Genomic DNA, 12,859 nt, shown 5'->3' with positions numbered 1-12,859 from the left:
GGTCCGCGTTGCGGAGGTTGTCAGAGGCCGGCCTGGGCCTCGGTGGAGCCGCCCGCCCGGGGCCCGGCGGAACACGGCGGGCCCCGGGCGGCGCGTCGGGTTTCAGCAGCTGTGGGCCCACTGGTGGGAGTCGCCGCGGTCGTTGGCCGCACCGTTGTAGTCGACCTCCTGGCCGGGGGCGAGGCAGAGGGTCATGTCACCGCGCTGCCCGAAGTCCTCGAAGACCTGCACGAAGGCGGGGATGCCCGGGCCCTCGAGGCCGTGGTTGGCCCAGGAGGAGTCGTCGTCGGCGATGGAGCTCTCCCACCAGCCGTCGTCACCGGACCAGTTCGACCGCTGGCCCTGGTAGTCGGCGTTCTCCCAGGCGCAGAAGTTGCCGCTGGGACATTCGGCCGCGCCGGCCGGCGCGGCCGCGGCGAGGCTGCCGGTGAGGGCGAGGAACGCCGCGGCGGCGGAGGTGAGCAGTCGGCTGAGGGTCATGAGGGTGCGTTGCCTTTCTGGTGGGGGGAGGGGCGGTCGGCCAGGAGGCCGGCCGCTCGCCGCACTGCGCGCTCGCGCAGGCGGCCGTAGGTGGTGATCTCCTCGCGGTGCGCGGCACGGACCTGTGCGAGCCGGGCCGGCTCGAGGCGGTCCCGCAGCGGCTCGACGCCGCTGGCCCGGACGCAGGCCGTGTCGTGGTCGCCGCAGGAGGCCCGGCGGGCCAGAGCGGCCCGGTAGCCGGGGTCTGCGCGCAGCCGGGCCTGGGCCTCGGGACGCAGGTTGTTGACGGTGACCTGGGCGCGGAACCAGCGTTCCTGGTCGCCGTAGAGGTAGCGGTGCGCTTCGGCCAGGCAGCCGTCGGTGTGGGCGCGGACGGTGTGACCGGTGGCGAGCGTGATCGACAGCTCGGCTGGCCCGGCCCCGAACAGCACCTCCTGCCGCGGGGGCGGCCCGGCGGCACCCCGGGCGTGCAGACACCGGCCCACGAGGGCCTGCTGCGCGGTCGCGATCAGGTCGCTGCGGCCCTTCTCGGAGGCGGGCAGCGCCGGGCTCGGCCCTGCCGAACAGGCCCCGGCGAGGAGCGCCGTCACCGTGGCGGCCACCACGGTCCGGCTCACGGCCCGCACGGGGGGAGCGTTGGTCGTCACACCGGTGCAAACGATCATGTGGTGCCGAAGGCACGCGGCAGCCGAGCCGGCCACCCGCGGTGGACTCGGCGCGCCGCCCCTCATGGCCCGGGCGTGCGACCGATTGTCCATGATTATGTGAATTCACGTTTGGCTGTACTCTCAAGGGGTGCTGACCGCTGCCTCCGATATCGACGTGCTGGCCCGCTTCGGCCGCGCGCTCGCCGACCCGATCCGCTGCCGCATCCTCCTGGCGCTGCGTCAGGCACCGGCCTACCCCGCCGACCTCGCCGACGCGCTCGGCATCTCCCGCACCCGCCTGTCCAACCACCTGGCGTGCCTGCGGGACTGCGGTCTCGTCCTCACCGTGCCCGACGGGCGCCGCACCCGCTACGAACTCGCCGGCCAACGCCTCGGTCACGCCCTGGACCACCTGCTCGCCGCCGTGATCGCGGTCGAGTCCGACCGGACCTGCCCGGACGCCGCCACGGAAGGCTGCTGCTGATGGCGTCCCTGCCCATCGGGCCGTCCGCCGTCCGCCGCGACGCCCTCGCCAAGCGCATACGCCTGCTGGTCACAGCGACCATCACCTACAACGTCGTCGAGGCCGCCGTCGCCCTCACGGCCGGAACGCTCGCCTCGTCGACCGCGCTGATCGGCTTCGGACTGGACTCCGTGATCGAGGTGACCTCCGCCGCCGCGGTCGCCTGGCAGTTCTCCGCCCGCGATCACGCGCTGCGCGAGGCCCGGGAGAAGACCACGCTGCGGATCATCGCCGTCTCCTTCTTCGCGCTGGCCGCCTACGTCAGCATCGACGCCGTCCGCGCACTGGCCGGCACAGGCGAGGCCGACCGCTCCATCCCCGGCATCGTCATCGCCGCCCTCTCCCTGGCGGTCATGCCGTTCCTCTCGGCCGCCCAGCGCAAGGCCGGGCGCGAACTCGGCTCCGCCTCCGCGGTCGCCGACTCCCAGCAGACCCTGCTGTGTACCTACCTCTCCGCCGTCCTCCTGATCGGCCTGGTCCTCAACGCCACACTCGGCTGGACCTGGGCCGACCCCATCGCCGCCCTCGTCATCGCCGCCATCGCGGTCAAGGAGGGCCGCGACGCCTGGCAGGGCAAGGGCTGCTGCGCCTCCACCGCCCGCACCCCGGCCGCCCTCGGAGCGGCCGCGGCCGAGGCGGACACGTGCGGCTGCACACCGGGCTGCACCTGCTGCCCGTGACGCCCGGGGGCGCGGTGACCGTCGAGATCAGCAGGCAGGCCGCGAGCCCCGGTGTCCGTCGCCGCCCGGCCACGCGAGCGAAGGCTCCCCACTCCTTCAAGGCCGACAGCGTGACGCTGCCGCAACGGCCCGAAGGGGGTCTTGACCGGGTCCTGGACGATCGGGCCGTCCCGGCCCGGAAGTACCGGCCCCCGAGGGCCTCGCCGGTCCCCGCCCACCGTTTCGTCAGGCGCTCGACCTCCGCGACGGTGAACACGGTCGCAGTCCGACGAGACCCGTCCTTCGGAGTCACGAAGACAGCGGCATGGCAGACCTCGCCCCCGTCCTCGCCGTCGCCGGGCAGGAACGACGCCTCGAAGCCCGCCATGCGGACCCGGTACCAGGGCTCGTCCCACGCGCGGTCGGTTCAGACGACGGGCTGGGGCTCATCGCGCCAGTGCCCCTGATCGGAGCATCGACCTCGACCGGGATCCTCTGCCCTGCTGCCGATGCCAACGGCCAGAGCCGGGGACGCTCGCCCGTACCCCCGACCGGAAAGAGAAGTCCGTACGCCGACCACCAGGCGGGCACACGGCTGCGACAGCGGCACCCCCGCCAGCGGCACCCCCGACAGGGCGCCGCTACTCCCTGGGATGATGAGGCACTACGGGGCGCTCAGCCGCGCGAAGAGCCCGTTGATCGTCTCCTGGTCGGCCAGGACCGGAAGCGTGTCGAAGTACAACTCCCACGCACCGTCGGGCCCGAAGCGCTCCACGATCCCGAACGGAACGGCGACGCCCTTCTCCCCGGCCGATGCCGACTGCTTCCTGGTGACCGTGCCGTACCACTCGACGTACGTGGTGGTCTGGCCGAACCCGACCTGACCGGCCTTGAGTTCGAGATCAGCCCTGTCGAAGAGGCGCTGGAGGTAGGCCCGCTTGCCCGCCTGCGTCGCCAGGGACTTCGCCAGCCCCGGCCCGGCCAGCCGCGCGCCGCTCATCCGGCGCAGCAGGGCATCGGTGTTCCCCGTGTTCCAGGCGGCCAGGCGGTCCGGCAGCTCGGCCGCCGTCACGCCCGCGCGGCCCCGGCCGGGGGCCAGAGGCCTGCCGCTGTCCGCGATGCCGTCGAACAGCCCCCTGGGAGCGTCGGGCAGCGTGTCGCGTACCAGCACGTGACGGTCGTAGTAGCGACGGGCCTGGATGGTCTTGCCGTCGTCCCCCAGAACATTGCGCGCGATCTGCGGGTAGGCCACCTTGTGGCCCTTGACGGTCGCCGTGTTCCACTGGCCGAACATCACCACGCCGCCGTCGGCTACCACGTCGGTGCCGGTGTAGTACAGGTCGGGGACCATGTTCAGGGAGCCGCCGATGGCGGCGCCGATCACGCGGTGATCGCTCTTGGGAGGGCTCCCCGCCTCCCAGAGGGTCGCGGCCGGATCGAAGATGTCCAGGTAGGCCGCGACCCGGGGATGCTGCAGCGCCTTGTCCCCGGGCAGCGGCGGCTCGCCGGTCGGCATCGCGCCGAAGGCGAGCTGCCGCTGCAGGAAGGCGCAGACGTTGGGCGTGATACGTCCTTCGAGCCGCTCGATGCCCGCCCGCGCCTCCGGGCAGGCCGTCCCCGAGACCTCCGCCGCCGCTGCGCCTGGCCAGGCCGTGGCCGCCACCGCCACCGCCACCGCGGCAGCCACCCACGAGATCCCCCACGCCGTGCGCCTCTGCGTGAACACCCGCCCACCCCGCTCCGTCTCCTTCACGACGGCCCCGTGCCGCCCCGATGCCCCCACCCTGACCGGACACCCGGACCGAGATCGATTACCTCGGGGGTAATGGCCACCGGATCCGCCCGGTGGCTACGTTCACCGCGTCGTCCCGCACGGGGACACGGACCGACCGGCAGAGGGACCCGACATGCCCGCTTACGGCTTCGCGCATCTGCGCGAGCGGCGCCACCACCCCGACATCCTGGAGTACCTGGAACGCATCCAGGCCACCCTCGACCCGTTTTGCGGCCGCTTCATCGTCCACGGTCCGCCCGCCGAGGTGGTGGAAGGGACCTGGCCCGGCAGCATGGTCCTGATCGAGTTCCCCGACCTGGCCGCCGCACGCGACTGGTACCGCTCACCCGCATACCGGGAGATCCAGCACCTGCGGACCGACCACATCGACGGCGACCTGCTGCTGATCGAAGGCGTCGGACCGGCATACGACCCGCGCCGCAGGGCGGCGGCCCTCCGGGCGGAAGAAGCACCGTCCGCCGGCGACACCGATCTCGACCCGGCCCCCTAAACGGGCCGGGACGTCGTCAGATCCCAGAACCACACAGGAGCGCCATCCGCGCCGGCACCGTCCGTCCGGAGCCGGGCGGATTCCGGGAGCCGCGCGCACGTGGGAAGCGTGCGTAGCGGACTGAGCGCAGGGGACGGGCCCGATCAGTCGGCCTGCTTGTGCCGTGCCATCGCGGCCGCCTCGGTGACGGCGCGTCGTCCGAGATCGCCGAACAGCTGCATCGTGACGGCGGCCAGGACGTCGTCCACGCCGACAGTGCGCCCGTCCCCGCCGCGGCGGGTGGACTGGGCGAGGAGGGGGTCCTTGAGCAGCGGGGCCGGGGCCGGCTCGCCCGGTTCCACCAGAGCGACCGTCCCGAACCGCTTGACCCCGCGCTCGCGGACGACCGTGGCCGCGTCCCGGGCCAGGGCCGTCAGGAACACGCTCGCGATTCCGTCCAGGTCGCGGACCATCGCCGGGACGGCCCTCACCCCCCGGCTCCTCAGCAGCCTTCTCACCCCGGCCTCGAACCGGTGGGCGCCGGCCACACCACTCGGCGTACGCGCCCCGCGGCGCTCACGAAGAGACACCAGCGCGCCGTCGGCGTCGCGTACCTCGCCCATCAGGCCGTGGAAGGTCGGGCTGTGCAGATACCACGCCGTTCCCACCTCCACCTCGATGTTCCGGTCGATCGCCGAGACGAGGTCCTGGGGAATCAGCCTCGTCCTGGTCTCCTCGGCCGCCGCGCTTCTCGCGCCGTCGACGATCTCCCTCAGCACGGTCCGCGTCACCGACGCGGCGGCCCACGCTGCCGGCCGGGAGACGTGCAGCGAGGTCACGTCCCTGAACACCGCTTTGACGAGCTGAGGTGTGAACGGCAGGCCGGTCACGACGGCAGCGGTCTGCCCACCGCTGCGCTCGGTGTGGAGGGGTTGTGCGGTCATGGAAGATGAGCTTTCTGCTGTCGGAGGTGTCGGTGGCCCCTGCCGCACGGGGCGGCGAGACCACAAAGCTCTGCGGAGGCCGCCGAGCCGGCACAGAGTCTGCCGGGCGGTGCCGCCGGCACACAGAAAGTGCAGGCGGCACCGCCTGGATTCTTGGGGGTTCCGGCGGCCGGGCGGGCGGCCGGGGGCGTCACCCAGGCGACGCGCTGTGGTGCGGCGCCGGGCCGGTCAGGCGACCTGGTACCTGCCGGTTTCCAGGAAGTGGCGCAGTGCTTCGGGTGTGTTGTCGTCGAGGGCGGCGTTGGCCGCCGCGCGCAGGGCCGGGCTGATGGACGGGTCGGCGAGGATGCGGGCGATGGCGACGCGGTCGTCCTCGGCCTGGGCGATGCGGTAGCCGGTCTCCAGCCAGGCGCGCATCGCGTCGGGGTCGTCGGCGTCCAGGAGGGCGTTGGCTTCTCGTGTCACACGCCGACCGCTGTCCGGGTCGGCGAGGATCCTGGCTATGGCCACCTTCAGGTCGTCGGCGTCCGGCTCGTCCGCGGACGAGGACACGGCGGGCACCGTCACCGCGGTCGGTGTCGCCGTGGCGGCGAAGGACGGGGTGGCGAAGGACGGGGTGGCGAAGGACGGGGTGGCGAGCAGGAGGGCCGGGGCCAGGATGCCCGCGGCGATGCCGGGCGCTACGCGACGCACTCGCATGGGGAATGCTCCTCTTCATTGGCGACGGAGGTGAGTTGAGGACGCCTCAGGGCGTTCACCTCGGTGATGCTGCCACCTGGGTCTGACAGTGGCAGCCGCCCCGCTGCGGTCGCAGGGCACCATCGCCGCGGACCCGCCCCGGTGTCCCAACGCACGTATGTCCCTGGGCGGAGCATCGGCGGCCGGCGGGTGGTGGCCGAGTATCAGGCCGACGACACCCCACAGGCGAATCGTGGCCAAGGACGCGGACAAGCGGGAACGCCTCGTTCAGGCAGTCGAGTACCGAGCCCAGGGCAACACTCCTGTCCAGGAGTGAATCGACACTTCGCTCACCAGCCTCCAGACGGCCTTCGCCCAAGAGCTAGCCGAGGCCGCGTCGACCATGTCACCACTCCACAGGCGGAAAACGTTCCCGGGCGACTGATCCACTGCACCAGCGAAGGCCCCGCTGGCCGGGTCGATGCCGGCCACGACGCTCTGCCCGTCGCCGGGGAAGAAGTCGTCGACCAGCCACTCGGCCACCCCCGGCGCCTGGGGACGTATCGAGGTCGCCATCGCCCGTTGCCGGAGCGTAGACGGTGGCGGTGACGCCGATGTGGGCGTGGCCGAGAAGTTCCTTGATCACGACGAGTTCGACGCCCTGCTCCAGATGTCCCCGCTCAACAGGACCACCGCGCGGGATGCGGGGGCCGTCAATCAGCCGGCACCGCGAAGCGGTTCGCGGCACGATGACCGCCATGGGCACAGTCATCGACGCGATCAAGGGGAATCCCGAGGTGTTCGCCGCAGTGGTGGCGCTCCTCGGCATCGCGGGAGGCGTCCTCGGCAACTTCATCGGCGCGCGGATCCAGTTGCGGGGCGGCCGTGCTCAAGCCGACGCCGCTCGGGACGCCGCGCGCATCACGGCAGAGGCACAGCGGCTGGCCGCCCTGTGGGACGACCGCAGGCGCGAGACAGCCCAGTTCGTGCAGAAGGCACGAGAGACGGCGGCCTGCGCGGAGACGCTCTACGAACGGGACGACGAGGGGCTTCAACTGGCGGCCATGCGAACGGCGTACCTGGAGCTGTCGCAGAAGCAGGCAGAGCTCGAACTGATCGCCCCCGAGGCCCTGGTGAGGCTGGCTCGCAGAGTCGTCGCAGTGGTGGAGAGCCGGATGGACCTCGCGGACGACCGCGCCCCGGCGGAGCGGGTCCGCCGCAGGCTGGACGCCATCCCCGCGATGTCGCCGCAGCACGTCGGGGCGAAGCGAGCGCTCCGTGCGCTGCATGACGCACGCCTCGCCAACCTCGCCCGCGACCAGAGCGGGTATGCGGCGTGCAGATCGGCAGCCCGCGCGGCGCTGGCGGAGCTGCCTCACCTCAGCGACGACGACAGGCTCCTCTTGCTCGACGACACCTACCGGGCCCACCTTCGCGCACGGCGACGGGACCAGGAGGAGAGCCTCGACGCCGCTCTGGGCGAGCTGGTGACGGCGGCACGCCGACTGCTGAAGTCCGAGGACGTCGAGTAGCGCCGGTCCGGGCCCCCACAGGGGCGTGTTCTCCCGGACGCGTCGCCGCGCCCCGCCGCCTGTGCGGCGCACACCCCCACGCCCCGCCGCCCGTGAGGCGCACACGCGCCAACCCGCCGAGGGTCAGTTCTCGCCGCTCCGGCTGCGGCTGCGGGGCCAGATCGCCAAGGCCGCGAGCACGGCCGCCCACACTCCCAGCGGGGCGACCGGCCAGTAGGGCGTCAGCTCTCCGCTCTGCAGGCAGCGCACGCCCCAGACGGACGACAGGATCACCAGCCCGCCCAGCCAGTACCGCCACTCCCTGAGCCACTCCGCCAGGTCCTCGCGGTCCTGTTCGGCGCGAGTCGGCGCCGGGGAGGGCAGGTCGGAGGTGAGGGCGCCGAGGTCGTCAGCGGTGCGTGCCCGCAGGGCCGACCGAACGCGGTGCGCGTGTTCCTGGGCGTCGAGCCGGCCTTCGGCCAGTGCCGAGGCCAGGATGCCGAGCGCCCGGTCGCGGTCGGCGTCCGAGATCCGGAGTGCCGCGGTGGAGGGTCTGCTGTGGTCGTCGTCCATCGTCTTCCCCCTGCATCGATAGAATACGACTGTATCTCAACGAGGGGAGCAGCCGACATGCCGAAGAGTGTCGACCGGCCCGAGCAGCGCCGGCGGATCGGCGCCGCCCTGCTGCGGCTCGCCGCCGAGCGGGGCCTGGACCAGGTCAGCGTGCGCACCGTGGCCGTGGCGAGCGGCCGGTCCGCCGGGGCGGTGCAGAAGTACTTCCGCACCAAGGAGGACATGCTGGTCTTCGCCGCCGAACTCGCCGGCGAGCGTGTCGAGGAGCGCATGGCGCTCGTGGACACCGGCCTCCCGCTCCGCCGGGCGTTGCGCGAACTGGTCCTCACCACCCTCCCGCTGGACGAGGAACGCCGCGCCGAAGCCGCAGCCCAACTGGCCTTCGCCGCGCAGGCGGCCCATCACCCCCGCCTCGCCGCGATCCGGCGCCAGGTCGACCGCGATGTCAGGGATGCCCTCACGCAATGGCTGCAAGCCGCCGGCTGCCCCGGCCCCCAGGCCACCGCCGACGCCGTCATCGCCCTCAGCGACGGGCTCGCCCTGCGGATGCTCTACACCCCCGCCGAACACCCCTCACTCCTCCAAGCCCTCGACCGCGCACTCGACGCACTGACACCGCACGAGCCCCCGGCGGCCTGACGCGGCTTTCGGCGCCACCTCACACCGGCAGACGGCACAAGCCGCGCAGCGGCGAGCCCGAACAGCCAGCCCACGCCCGGCCGTAGGCCCCGCATCGGTGCGGTACCGTACGGGAAGCGTCGCGTGCCGGTGGCAGACCGTGTCAGGCATGGAGGCGCCGGACCGAAGGAGGCCGACGATGCACTCGTCGCACCCTTCGCTCTCGCGTGTCTGAGCGCGAGACGACCAGGCTCGTCGCCTGGAGCCGAGAACTCCGCCAGGTGCACCAGCGGCTGCGGGAAGCACTGTCGGTCACCCGCGCCTCCCTCGCCGACGGCACCCCCGGTGAAGCGGCCACCCGCGACCTGCTGCTGTACTGCCACGGCTTCTGCACCGCACTCGACGCCCACCACCAGGGCGAAGACCGCACCCTCTTCCCGGCCATCGCGGCCGCGCACCCCCAGCTGCGCCCGGTACTGCGCGCGCTCCAGCAGGATCATTCGATGATCGCCTACCTGCTCAACGGCCTGCGCGCCGCGGTCGGCCGGTCCGCGCCGCCCGAGGAGCTCGACCAGCACCTCGAAGGCATCGCCGCGATCATGGAGAACCACTTCCGCTACGAGGAACGGCAGTTGCTCACCGTCCTGGAGACCCTCGAGCTGGCGGCCCCGCCCGGTGAGGTCCTGGGCCCGATATGAGCCGGCGGACAGCCGCCCCGCGCGCAGGGTTCCCCCTCCACCGACCACGGGCAGGAACGTGCATGGAACTGAGATCAACCGCATGCCCCCCAATTCAATCAATGGCCTGTCGAGGGATCACGGACCGTCCATCCAAATGGATAAAGCAGACCACTACAGAACGGCTAGCTGGGGGCGTAGTCGCGAAGCGATTCAGCATAGGGCGCAACAGCAAGATTTGATCAATCAAGGTGATTATCGAGGCGCCATACAGATGGACATCGATGACATACGATCAAAGTTTGGCTCCAAGTGCGACAAAGCGATCAAGGAAATGATCTATTTCCTGCGCCAGGGTGGTGAGGTGTGAATGTCCTTTCGTGTGATTCCACGTGAAGGCCTTGATGTGGCCCGTTTCGGGGAGAGTCGCGGCGAGTTGAGGAAGCGCGCCTTGGTGCGTGTGACTCGTTCCGCCGAAGCGATACAGGCCCTCTGACTGATCACTACGTTCAGCTCGGCCTGCTTCTTGAATTCGACGCATCAGACAGGCTTGAGCTGATTGAGGTGACCCCGAATGCGGATGCCTCTGTGGGGGAAGTCCCTCTCTTCGGCCGCGACTATCAAGTGATCGGCGATCTGAGTCGCCTCGGGATCGTCGGCACCGAAGATGCATCCGGAATCGAATTTCCGAAGGATTGCTTCGCTTTGTTCAATTCGGCCCCCGATGAAGAAGGGTCCGAAGTCGAGGGAGTAACCATCTTCGCGCCCGGGTACTACGACTGATCCGTGGTATGTGTGAATCGCAGGAGCCCCGCCGGGGAAACTCGGCGGGGCTCCTGCGCCGTTTGACGGCAACGGTCACGGCAACGTCAGCGGACGACTACCGTGGCGGGTGGGTTGTCAGGGCGTCTGTCGGCCTCGCCGAGGGCGTCGTTGAGGGTGTCTATGGCCTGGCGTTGGAGCCGGAGTCGGACGTGGGTGTAGACGCCGGCGGTGACGCCGATGTGGGCATGGCCGAGCAGCTCCTTGATCACGATGAGGTCGATGCCCTGCTCCAGAAGCAGGGTGGCAGTCGAGTGGCGGAGGTCGTGGAAGCGGATCCGGCGGAGCCCGGCTTGATCGAGGAATCTGCGGAAGCGGCGGGTGAGGTTGGCCGGGTCGAGAGGGCCGCCAGTCGGAGTGGTGAAGACGAGGCCGCTGTCCCTCCAAGCTGTTCCTGACGCGGAGGCGGTCGAGGAAGGTGCGGACGTCGCGGGCGGTGAGCCGGGCGAGCTTCTTTGCCCCGAGGCCGGGGTTGAGATGGAGGCGGACGCAGGCGGCGTAGCGGGTGTGGGTGTTCTCCCGCACCTGGTGGACGGCGATGCCGTTCAGCCAGTACGTCAGGTACGTGGCGACGGTGCTGTCGGCCGCGGCGACGGGCAAGCCGAGGTTGCTGGCGGCGGACGCCTGCCCGAACCGATGCGCGCGATCCTGGACGAGGCCGCCAACATCTGCAAGATCGCCGACCTGCCCGACCTCTACAGCCACCTCGGCTCCCGCGGCATCACCCCCTACGTGATCCTCCAGTCCTACCGGCAGGGCGTGAAAGCCTGGGGCGAGGTCGGCATGGACGCCATGTGGTCGGCCGCCACCAAGAAGCTCATCGGCGTCGGCATCGACGACGCCCGCTTCGCCCAGGACGTCTCCACCCTCACCGGCGCCCACACCGTCGAACGCGGCTCCTACTCCAAGGGCAAGGAGGGCGCCAGCCGCAGCTACTCCGAGCAGCGCGAGCAGGTCCTCGACCCGGCCCAGATCCGCGCCATGCGCAAGGGCACCGCCCTGCTGATGTCCACCGGCATGCCCGTCGCCCAGATCGCCCTGCGCCCCTGGTACGAGGAGAAGGCCAGGCCCACATCGGCCCGCAGATGGCCGCCGAAGAGCAGGCCATCACCAAGCGCGCCGTCGCCGCCCACGAACAGCGGAAGGCCGCCCGCCGTGTCTGACCCCGACTTCGAGGTACCCGTCGGCCTCTTCCAGGACCTCGAAGACCTCAAAGCCCAAGTCGCCGCCCTGACCGCCCAGCTTCAGGCACTCACCCAAGGCGGCCCCGGCCTAGACCCGGCCGGTAGCGCCGACGCAGACGACGATGACACCGACGACGAAGCAGAGTGGAAGTTCCCGCCGTTCATCCTTCTGCTCGAATCACCCGAGTACGACGACGAACTGCGCGCCCTGATCGAATGGGTCGAAGGCGTCCTGGTCCCCGGCTACCTCGCCGGACCCTCCGCCGACGCCCGCTGGTGTCACCTCTGGTTCGAGCACCCCGTCGCCGTCGCCCGCCTCCACGCCCTCTGGCTCGCCTGGCAGGAACTCACCGACCCCGCCACCTGCGACTACACCGGCCCCTCCGTCTGGCACCGCGACCACTACGACCCCTGCATACGCGAGCTGAGGGCTCCCACCGGCCCCTTCGCAGGCTGCGTCAAAGGCGAGTACCAGATCGAGCACCGGCTGCCCGGCCTCGTGCCCAGCGCCTGGCGGCACAACGTCCCGTGAGGAAGCGCCGCCGCCGAAACCGGCGGCGGCATGCCTCCTCAGCCCGCGCACCTTAGGACGGCACGCAGGACGCTGGGGGCGTCGGTGGGGTCGACCAAGAGCGTGGCGAGGGAGTCAAGATCAGGCTGCGTTGTTTCGGATGCCGCCTGGCGCGTGCGGATCGAATTGGCCGACGCGCATGGCCTCGATGCATTGCAGTACACGGCCGAACGACGTCAGTCCGTACGTGATGTATCGCGTGGGCGAGTCCCCGGAGACGCTCGCACGCTCGACGGGAACGCCCTCCATGATTGCCTGGTACGCGTCACGCGCCTCGTGCCCGGGGTGAGCCGCGAGCCACGCCATCTCGACGTCCGTCGCGAACTCATTGGCGGACGTGCAGGTGTACTGGTTCCATCCCTCGACGGGCTTGGTCGGGTCGAGCGCAGCGATCGTGCGTACCGCCTCAATGCAGCGTTCGTAGATGCGAGACAGCTCGGCATCCAGATCCTGGGCCATCTGGTCTCCCTCCCTCTCGCGCCGGATTGTCCGGCGACTGGTGAACCCTGCCCGATGTCGCAGCGGAACAGTCGCGTCGCCGAAGCGCGATCCCGTGACCCCCAGGAAAGCGGAAACGGTCGAGGGTGGTCCCGTTGGTCGGGGCCACCCTCGCAGCAATAGTCAAGAGTTGGGGGTGAGGCCCTTCTACTCGGCGGCGGTGATCTCGGCTGCTGCGAGCCGAGCCTCCTCACGCACCTCTGGGTCGGG

General features: G+C 71.0%; 16 protein-coding genes and 2 pseudogenes. 10 read left to right on the top strand and 8 right to left on the bottom strand.

The features are described 5' to 3' along the window. Positions 1-102: 102 nt before the first annotated feature. Together AB0K65_RS29130 and AB0K65_RS29125 are read right to left on the bottom strand one after the other, a co-directional pair. Positions 103-480 (bottom strand): peptidase inhibitor family I36 protein, encoded by a 378-nt coding sequence (locus AB0K65_RS29130; protein WP_365721698.1) that lies wholly within the window; start codon positions 478-480, stop codon positions 103-105. Further along, positions 477-1,127 carry a hypothetical protein gene (locus AB0K65_RS29125; RefSeq protein WP_365721696.1) on the bottom strand — a complete coding sequence of 217 codons (651 nt, stop codon included), beginning with the start codon at positions 1,125-1,127 and terminating at the stop codon, positions 477-479. The genes AB0K65_RS29130 and AB0K65_RS29125 overlap by 4 nt, the downstream gene beginning before the upstream one ends. Before the next feature lie 148 nt (positions 1,128-1,275). On the opposite strand from AB0K65_RS29125, the gene AB0K65_RS29120 reads away from it, so the two are divergent. Together AB0K65_RS29120 and AB0K65_RS29115 are read left to right on the top strand one after the other, a co-directional pair. Then, on the top strand, positions 1,276-1,611 hold the full coding sequence (locus tag AB0K65_RS29120; protein ID WP_365721694.1) for a metalloregulator ArsR/SmtB family transcription factor: 336 nt from the start codon (positions 1,276-1,278) through the stop codon (positions 1,609-1,611). Further along, positions 1,611-2,330 (top strand): cation transporter, encoded by a 720-nt coding sequence (locus AB0K65_RS29115; protein ID WP_365721692.1) that lies wholly within the window; start codon positions 1,611-1,613, stop codon positions 2,328-2,330. The genes AB0K65_RS29120 and AB0K65_RS29115 overlap by 1 nt, the downstream gene beginning before the upstream one ends. 643 nt (positions 2,331-2,973) lie before the next feature. Here the strand turns inward: AB0K65_RS29115 and AB0K65_RS29110 are convergent. After that, positions 2,974-3,996 carry a hypothetical protein gene (locus AB0K65_RS29110; RefSeq protein WP_365721690.1) on the bottom strand — a complete coding sequence of 341 codons (1,023 nt, stop codon included), beginning with the start codon at positions 3,994-3,996 and terminating at the stop codon, positions 2,974-2,976. A gap of 220 nt (positions 3,997-4,216) precedes the next feature. On the opposite strand from AB0K65_RS29110, the gene AB0K65_RS29105 reads away from it, so the two are divergent. Then, positions 4,217-4,594, top strand: coding sequence for a DUF1330 domain-containing protein (locus AB0K65_RS29105; protein ID WP_365721688.1), 378 nt, complete (start codon positions 4,217-4,219; stop codon positions 4,592-4,594). Positions 4,595-4,737: 143 nt separating this feature from the next. Here AB0K65_RS29105 and AB0K65_RS29100 read toward each other — a convergent pair whose 3' ends face one another. Beyond that, positions 4,738-5,517, bottom strand: coding sequence for a hypothetical protein (locus AB0K65_RS29100; protein WP_365721686.1), 780 nt, complete (start codon positions 5,515-5,517; stop codon positions 4,738-4,740). A 228-nt stretch (positions 5,518-5,745) separates the two neighbouring features. Beyond that, positions 5,746-6,216 (bottom strand): hypothetical protein, encoded by a 471-nt coding sequence (locus tag AB0K65_RS29095; RefSeq protein ID WP_365721684.1) that lies wholly within the window; start codon positions 6,214-6,216, stop codon positions 5,746-5,748. 737 nt (positions 6,217-6,953) lie between these two features. Between AB0K65_RS29095 and AB0K65_RS29090 the strand changes: the two genes are divergently transcribed. After that, a complete protein-coding gene (locus AB0K65_RS29090; protein WP_365721682.1) occupies positions 6,954-7,727 on the top strand; it encodes a hypothetical protein in 774 nt (257 codons plus the stop codon). A 123-nt stretch (positions 7,728-7,850) separates the two neighbouring features. On the opposite strand, the gene AB0K65_RS29085 is transcribed toward AB0K65_RS29090, so the two are convergent. Continuing rightward, positions 7,851-8,279: a DUF1707 domain-containing protein gene (locus tag AB0K65_RS29085; protein ID WP_365721680.1), complete on the bottom strand. Its 429-nt coding sequence runs from the start codon at positions 8,277-8,279 to the stop codon at positions 7,851-7,853. Between the two features lie 57 nt (positions 8,280-8,336). Between AB0K65_RS29085 and AB0K65_RS29080 the strand changes: the two genes are divergently transcribed. The 4 genes from AB0K65_RS29080 (at position 8,337) to AB0K65_RS29065 (ending at position 10,357) form a co-directional block, all read left to right on the top strand. Beyond that, positions 8,337-8,918, top strand: coding sequence for a TetR/AcrR family transcriptional regulator (locus tag AB0K65_RS29080; protein ID WP_365721678.1), 582 nt, complete (start codon positions 8,337-8,339; stop codon positions 8,916-8,918). A gap of 206 nt (positions 8,919-9,124) precedes the next feature. After that, complete coding sequence (locus tag AB0K65_RS29075; RefSeq protein ID WP_365721676.1) at positions 9,125-9,595, top strand: hemerythrin domain-containing protein; 471 nt, start codon at positions 9,125-9,127, stop codon at positions 9,593-9,595. A gap of 136 nt (positions 9,596-9,731) precedes the next feature. Continuing rightward, a complete protein-coding gene (locus AB0K65_RS29070) occupies positions 9,732-9,944 on the top strand; it encodes a hypothetical protein (protein WP_365721674.1) in 213 nt (70 codons plus the stop codon). 194 nt (positions 9,945-10,138) lie between these two features. Beyond that, positions 10,139-10,357: a hypothetical protein gene (locus tag AB0K65_RS29065; RefSeq protein WP_365721672.1), complete on the top strand. Its 219-nt coding sequence runs from the start codon at positions 10,139-10,141 to the stop codon at positions 10,355-10,357. An 86-nt stretch (positions 10,358-10,443) separates the two neighbouring features. Here the strand turns inward: AB0K65_RS29065 and AB0K65_RS29060 are convergent. Continuing rightward, positions 10,444-11,014: pseudogene (locus AB0K65_RS29060) on the bottom strand (tyrosine-type recombinase/integrase); the annotation flags it as partial. Between AB0K65_RS29060 and AB0K65_RS29055 the strand changes: the two are divergent. Together AB0K65_RS29055 and AB0K65_RS29050 are read left to right on the top strand one after the other, a co-directional pair. Then, positions 11,012-11,559, top strand: a pseudogene (locus AB0K65_RS29055) (TraG/TraD/VirD4 family protein); the annotation flags it as partial. The pseudogenes AB0K65_RS29060 and AB0K65_RS29055 overlap by 3 nt on opposite strands. After that, positions 11,552-12,112: a DUF4913 domain-containing protein gene (locus AB0K65_RS29050; protein ID WP_365721670.1), complete on the top strand. Its 561-nt coding sequence runs from the start codon at positions 11,552-11,554 to the stop codon at positions 12,110-12,112. The pseudogene AB0K65_RS29055 and the gene AB0K65_RS29050, both read left to right, overlap by 8 nt. A gap of 120 nt (positions 12,113-12,232) precedes the next feature. Here AB0K65_RS29050 and AB0K65_RS29045 read toward each other — a convergent pair whose 3' ends face one another. Then, on the bottom strand, positions 12,233-12,610 hold the full coding sequence (locus tag AB0K65_RS29045; RefSeq protein WP_365721668.1) for a hypothetical protein: 378 nt from the start codon (positions 12,608-12,610) through the stop codon (positions 12,233-12,235). Positions 12,611-12,859 lie beyond the last annotated feature (249 nt).

It is taken from the genome of Streptomyces sp. NPDC053755 (assembly GCF_040677675.1).
Lineage (GTDB): Bacteria > Actinomycetota > Actinomycetes > Streptomycetales > Streptomycetaceae > Streptomyces.
This window is presented reverse-complemented; position numbering and strand designations above follow the sequence as displayed.